This is a genomic window from Streptomyces flavofungini, assembly GCF_041028215.1.
In the GTDB taxonomy this organism is placed as follows: domain Bacteria; phylum Actinomycetota; class Actinomycetes; order Streptomycetales; family Streptomycetaceae; genus Streptomyces; species Streptomyces flavofungini_B.
Map to the genome: position 1 here is coordinate 1 of NZ_JASKYR010000521.1, position 5,437 is coordinate 5,437.

A 5,437-nucleotide genomic window follows, 5' to 3' on the forward strand; every position below is an offset into this window, starting at 1 on the left:
GGAGGTGCCTGCTCGGTGACGACCGGGGYCGCCGGTCCCTGCGGCCGGGGCGCGGGGCGCCCCGCCGCGGTGCGGGGGACGCCGCGCACCTTCCCGTCGGGTTCCAGGAAGGCGGGGTCGCCGCCGGAGACCATGCCGAGCTCGTCGGCGCGCCGCTGGAGGGCGTCGGGGGCCGCGTATCCGTCGACCTCGCGCTGGAGCTGCTGCTTCTCCTCGGTGAGGTCCTTGGTCCGCTTCTTCAGCTCGCTGAGCTGGAAGGAGCCTTCGTTGAGCGAGGAGTTCAGGATGAGCAGCATGATCAGGCCACCGCCGAGGAGCAGCACCACCAGGAGCACGAAGGGGGTCCTGGCGGCCTGGGCCGGGCCCTGCGGCAGCAGTCGCGCGAGGCGGGCGGCCCTGCCCCGCAGCTCGGGTTTCTTGCTCATGGAGCCTCCTCGCGGACTCTGCTCATGGGGCCTTGCGGCCGGTCGCGCCTGCTGGCCTACCGGCTCACCCGACGTCCTCGCGGACGCGCTGGGCGCCGCGCAGCCGCGCGGGCGCCGCCCTGCGGTTCTCGGCGACCTCTTCCTCTGTGGGCAGTTCGGCACCTCGGGTCAGTAGCTTGAGCCGCGGCTGGTAGCGCTCGGGGACCACGGGCAGTCCGGCGGGTGCCGTGTTCGCCGCACCGGCCGCGAACACCTGTTTGACCAGCCGGTCTTCGAGCGAGTGGTACGACAGGACGGCGATCCGGCCGCCGACGGCGAGCGCCTTCACGGCCGCGGGGACGGCCCGCTCCAGGACGCTCAACTCGCCGTTCACCTCGATGCGCAGGGCCTGGAAGGTGCGCTTGGCGGGGTTGCCGCCGGTGCGCTTGGCGGCCTGCGGCAGGGCGTCCCGGATGAGCTCGACGAGGCGGGCGCTGTTGGTGAACGGCTCCTTCTCGCGCTCCCGCACGACGGCGCTCACGATCCGCTTGGCCTGCTTCTCCTCGCCGTAGGCGCGCAGGATGCGCACCAGCTCGCCGGGGGCGTAGGTGTTCAGGACCTCGGCGGCGCTCATGCCGGTCGTCTGGTCCATGCGCATGTCCAGGGGGGCGTCCTGGGCGTACGCGAAACCCCGGTCGGCCTCGTCGAGTTGCATGGAGGAGACGCCGAGGTCGAACAGGACGCCCTGCACGCGCGGGACGCCGAGGCGGTCGAGCACCTCGGGCAGTTCGTCGTAGACCGCGTGCACCAGGGTGGCCCGGTCGCCGAAGGGGGCGAGCCGCTCGCCGGAGAGGCGCAGGGCCTCCTTGTCGCGGTCCAGGGCGATCAGCCGGGCGGCGGGGAAGGTGGAGAGCAGGGCCTCGCTGTGGCCGCCGAGGCCGAGGGTGCAGTCGACGACGACCGCGCCCGGCTCGGCGAGCGCGGGGGCCAACATGTCCAGGCACCGCTGGAGCATCACCGGGACGTGTCGGCTGTTCTCGGTCAAGGGGCCCTCTCAGGTCCGGCGCGGCGTCCGTACGCACCGCCGGGTCCCCGCCCGCTCCGTGAAGGGGAATGGCCTGCCGGCGCCGGGGAAGTGGCGTCAGCCGACCGGAGCGGGAGGAGGCCGAGCCGTACGTACGCGCCGCGCACATGGGGTTCCGGGAACCCCGGGGATGTGCGGTCCAGCAGGGAGCAGGTCGCGTCTCCCGCTTCGCGTCACTTTAGTCCACGCCGTCTCCCGGTCAATCAACCGGCCTGCGCGTCGCGGACCGTACCGGCGAAGGGGGCATACCAGGAGAAGTCACCCGATCGGCGCCGCTCACCGCACTCCTGTGGGTTACCTCACAACAAGAGTCTTTGACGTTCTTTGTCCCTTCTCACGACAGGCTCCGGCGATCAACGCGGACTAACGTCTGCACCATGTCGACTCCCGCATCCCCCTCGGGCCCCACTCCCGCAGAGCCGATCGGCGACATAGCCGCCGGCACGGTCACCGACCGCCTGGTCAAGGCCAATGAGCAGTACGCCGCCGGCTTCACCGATCCCGGCATGGACGCCCGCCCCGTCCTGCGCGTCGCCGTCGTCGCCTGTATGGACGCGCGCCTGGACCTGCACGAGGCGCTCGGCCTCGAACTGGGTGACTGCCACACCATCCGCAACGCGGGCGGTGTCGTCACCGACGACGTCATCCGCTCACTGACCATCAGCCAGCGCGCCCTCGGCACCCGCAGCGTGGTCCTCATCCACCACACCACCTGCGGCCTCGAGTCCCTCACCGAGGAGTTCCGGCACGACCTGGAGATGGAGGTCGGCCAGCGCCCCTCGTGGGCCGTGGAGTCCTTCCGCGACGTCGACCAGGACGTCCGCCAGTCCATGCGCCGCGTGCAGACCTCGCCCTTCCTGCTCCACACCGATGACGTACGCGGATTCGTGTTCGACGTGAAGACGGGCCTGCTGCGGGAGATCGACCCTGCGTGACTGACAAAGTGTCGTAAGACCCGACAAATCGGCGCCAGTTATCCACAGGCGAGTGACACGACCCCGTATGCCCAACAACAATGCGGGGGTGGCACCGCGCGGAACCATCACGCGTGGTGCCGGTGAATTCGGGGTGGGCCGGGCCGCGCACCATGGGCGGCCCGGAAATGTCCCTGCTCCTTGCGAGCTTGGGGAAGGGCCGAGGAGGGCCGGGTGACGACCTATGACGATCGAGCGAGCCTCACTGATCTGACCACCACCGCGGAGCGTGTCCGCAGGTCGGTGGAGGGTGTGATCGAGGGCAAGCCAGAGGTCGTACGGCTTTCGCTGACCGTGCTGCTCGCGGAGGGGCACCTGCTCATCGAGGACGTGCCGGGTGTCGGCAAGACCATGCTCGCCAAGGCGCTCGCGCGGTCCATCGACTGCTCGGTCCGGCGCATCCAGTTCACGCCGGACCTGCTGCCGTCGGACATCACGGGTGTGTCCATCTTCGACCAGCAGCGCAGGGACTTCGAGTTCAAGCCGGGCGCGATCTTCGCGCAGATCGTGATCGGCGACGAGATCAACCGCGCCTCGCCGAAGACGCAGTCCGCGCTCCTTGAGTCCATGGAGGAGCGCCAGGTCACCATCGACGGGCAGACCTATGAGCTGCCGAGCCCCTTCATGGTGGTGGCCACCCAGAACCCGGTCGAGATGGAGGGCACCTATCCGCTGCCCGAGGCGCAGCGCGACCGCTTCATGGCGCGCGTCTCCATCGGCTATCCGGGCCCGGAGGCCGAGCTCCAGATGCTCGACATCCACGGCGGCGTCTCCCCCCTGGACGACCTCCAGCCGGTGGCGCACGCCCATGAGATCGTCAAGCTCATCGACGCCGTCCGCACCGTCCACGTCGCCGACTCCGTGCGGAGGTACGCGGTGGACCTGGTGGCGGCGACCCGCAACCACCCGGACCTGAGACTCGGGGCGTCCCCGCGCGCCACGCTGCACCTGCTGCGCGCCGCCAAGGCCTCCGCCGCCCTCAGCGGCCGGGAGTTCGCCCTGCCGGACGACGTGCAGGCCCTGGCCGTCGCGGTCCTCGCGCACCGCCTGCTGCCCACGGCGCAGGCCCAGTTGAACCGGCGCACGGCCGAGCAGGTCGTCCTGGAGATCCTCCAGCACACCCCGGTCCCCGCCGCGGGCCAGCCCGCCCCCGGCGGGTACTTCAACCAGCAGCCGCCCGGCGCCCGGAGGCTTTGATGGCGGCCGGGGGGCGGCCCGACGGCCCCGCCGACGACGACAAGGGCGGGGTGCGCACGGCTCTCGCGGGCCTGACCACCCGGGGCCGCTCCTTCCTCGCGGCCGGTGTCGCCGCCGCCATCTGCGCCTATGTCCTCGGCCAGAGCGACCTGCTGCGGGTCGGCCTGCTGCTCGCCGTGCTGCCGCTGGTCTGCGCCGTCGTCCTCTTCCGCACCCGGTACCGCGTCGCGGGCAGCCGCAGGCTCTCCCCCGCGCGCGTGCCCGCCGGCTCGGAGGCCCGCGTCCATCTGCGCATGGACAACGTCTCCCGGCTGCCCACCGGGCTCCTGATGCTCCAGGACCGGGTGCCCTACGTCCTGGGACCGCGGCCCCGCTTCGTGCTCGACCGCGTCGAGGCGGGCGGCCGGCGCGAGGTGTCCTACCGCGTCCGCTCCGACCTGCGCGGACGCTATCCCCTCGGCCCCCTGCAACTGCGCCTGTCGGACCCCTTCGGGATGTGCGAGCTGACCCGCTCCTTCTCGACGTACGACACCCTCACCGTCATCCCGCGCGTGGAGGCGCTCCCCCCGGTGCGGCTCACCGGCGAGGCCAAGGGGTACGGCGACGGGCGCAACCGCTCGCTGGCCCTCGCGGGCGAGGACGACGTCATCCCGCGCGGCTACCGCCACGGTGACGACCTGCGCCGGGTGCACTGGCGCTCCACCGCGCGCTACGGAGAGCTGATGGTCCGCCGCGAGGAGCAGCCGCAGCGCGCCCGCTGCACGGTGCTCCTCGACACCCGGGGCGCCGGATTCCGGGGCGCGGGCCCCGACTCGGCCTTCGAGTGGGCGGTCTCCGGCACCGCCTCCACGCTGGTGCACATGCTGGAGCGCGGCTTCTCGGTGCGGCTCCTCACCGACACCGGGACCTCGGTGCCGGGCGAGGGCGCGGACGGCTTCGCGGGCACCAGCCAGGAGTCGGCGGACGCGGCCGGGCTGATGATGGACACCCTCGCGGTGATCGACCACTCCGACGGCGCGGGGCTCTCCCGGGCCTACGACGTCCTGCGCGGCGGCAATGAGGGCCTCCTCGTCGCCTTCCTCGGCGATCTGGACGAGGAGCAGGCGGCGGTGGTCGCCAAGATGCGCCAGCGCAGCGGCTCCGCGGTCGCCTTCGTCCTGGACGGCACGGCCTGGGCGCAGGGTCCGGGCGGCAGCCCCTCGGAGGCCGGTGACACGCGCGTGCGGATGCTGCGCGAGGCGGGCTGGACGGCGCTGCACGTGCCGCAGGCCGCGAGCCTGGCGGACCTGTGGCGCCAGGCGGACCACGCCCGCACGAGCGCGGGCCCGGCGCCCGCAGCGGGCACGACGACCGGGGGCTGGGCATGACGACCGGGGGCTGGGCATGACAGGACGACCCGTACCGGCGGCACGTACGACGGGGACGGCAGGGCGTACGACGGCGGCGGGAGTGCGCGGGACAGTGGGGGGACGGTCATGAGCGGACGCGCGCGGCTCGCGCTCTGCGCCACCGCGGCCACGCTGATGGCGTCGAGCGCGATGCTGCCGCTCGTCGATCCCGCGACGTGGTTCCTCCAGGCGGTGATCCTGCTCGCGATCCAGAGCGGTGCGGGCGCGCTGGCCCGGCGGGTGCCGCTGGCCAGGCCACTCACCGTGGCGGTGCAGGCCCTGGTGTCGCTGCTGCTGCTCACCCTGGTCTTCGCCCGGGAGCAGGCCATCGCCGGTTTCCTGCCGGGCCCGGAGGTGTTCCGGCGCTTCGGGCTCCTCCTGGAGGCGGGC

5 protein-coding genes and 1 pseudogene are annotated in these 5,437 nt (G+C 72.6%); 4 read left to right on the forward strand and 2 right to left on the reverse strand.

Annotation, left to right across the window (positions count from 1 at the left end; genetic code table 11):
* Both AB8Z36_RS28600 and rsmH read right to left on the reverse strand, forming a co-directional pair.
* A partial coding sequence (locus AB8Z36_RS28600; protein ID WP_369216277.1) for a septum formation initiator family protein occupies nt 1–425 on the reverse strand: 425 nt, incomplete at its 3' end.
* A gap of 64 nt (nt 426–489) precedes the next feature.
* Nucleotides 490–1,449: a 16S rRNA (cytosine(1402)-N(4))-methyltransferase RsmH gene (rsmH, locus tag AB8Z36_RS28605; RefSeq protein WP_103557505.1), complete on the reverse strand. Its 960-nt coding sequence runs from the start codon at nt 1,447–1,449 to the stop codon at nt 490–492.
* Between the two features lie 416 nt (nt 1,450–1,865).
* Here rsmH and AB8Z36_RS28610 point away from each other — a divergent pair, with 416 nt between their 5' ends.
* The 4 genes and pseudogenes from AB8Z36_RS28610 to AB8Z36_RS28625 all read left to right on the forward strand — a co-directional run.
* Nucleotides 1,866–2,423 (forward strand): beta-class carbonic anhydrase, encoded by a 558-nt coding sequence (locus tag AB8Z36_RS28610; RefSeq protein WP_369216278.1) that lies wholly within the window; start codon nt 1,866–1,868, stop codon nt 2,421–2,423.
* A gap of 213 nt (nt 2,424–2,636) precedes the next feature.
* A complete protein-coding gene (locus AB8Z36_RS28615) occupies nt 2,637–3,659 on the forward strand; it encodes an AAA family ATPase (protein ID WP_369216279.1) in 1,023 nt (340 codons plus the stop codon).
* Complete coding sequence (locus AB8Z36_RS28620) at nt 3,659–5,026, forward strand: DUF58 domain-containing protein (RefSeq protein ID WP_369216280.1); 1,368 nt, start codon at nt 3,659–3,661, stop codon at nt 5,024–5,026. Before AB8Z36_RS28615 ends, AB8Z36_RS28620 begins: the two co-directional genes overlap by 1 nt.
* A gap of 108 nt (nt 5,027–5,134) precedes the next feature.
* A pseudogene (locus tag AB8Z36_RS28625) lies at nt 5,135–5,437 on the forward strand (transglutaminaseTgpA domain-containing protein); the annotation flags it as partial.

What these genes read in the sequence shown, in the direction of transcription:
- AB8Z36_RS28620 (WP_369216280.1), top strand. Translation starts at nt 3,659, where the DNA reads ATGGCGGCCGGGGGGCGGCCCGACGGCCCCGCCGACGACGACAAGGGC.
- AB8Z36_RS28610 (WP_369216278.1), top strand. Translation starts at nt 1,866, where the DNA reads ATGTCGACTCCCGCATCCCCCTCGGGCCCCACTCCCGCAGAGCCGATC.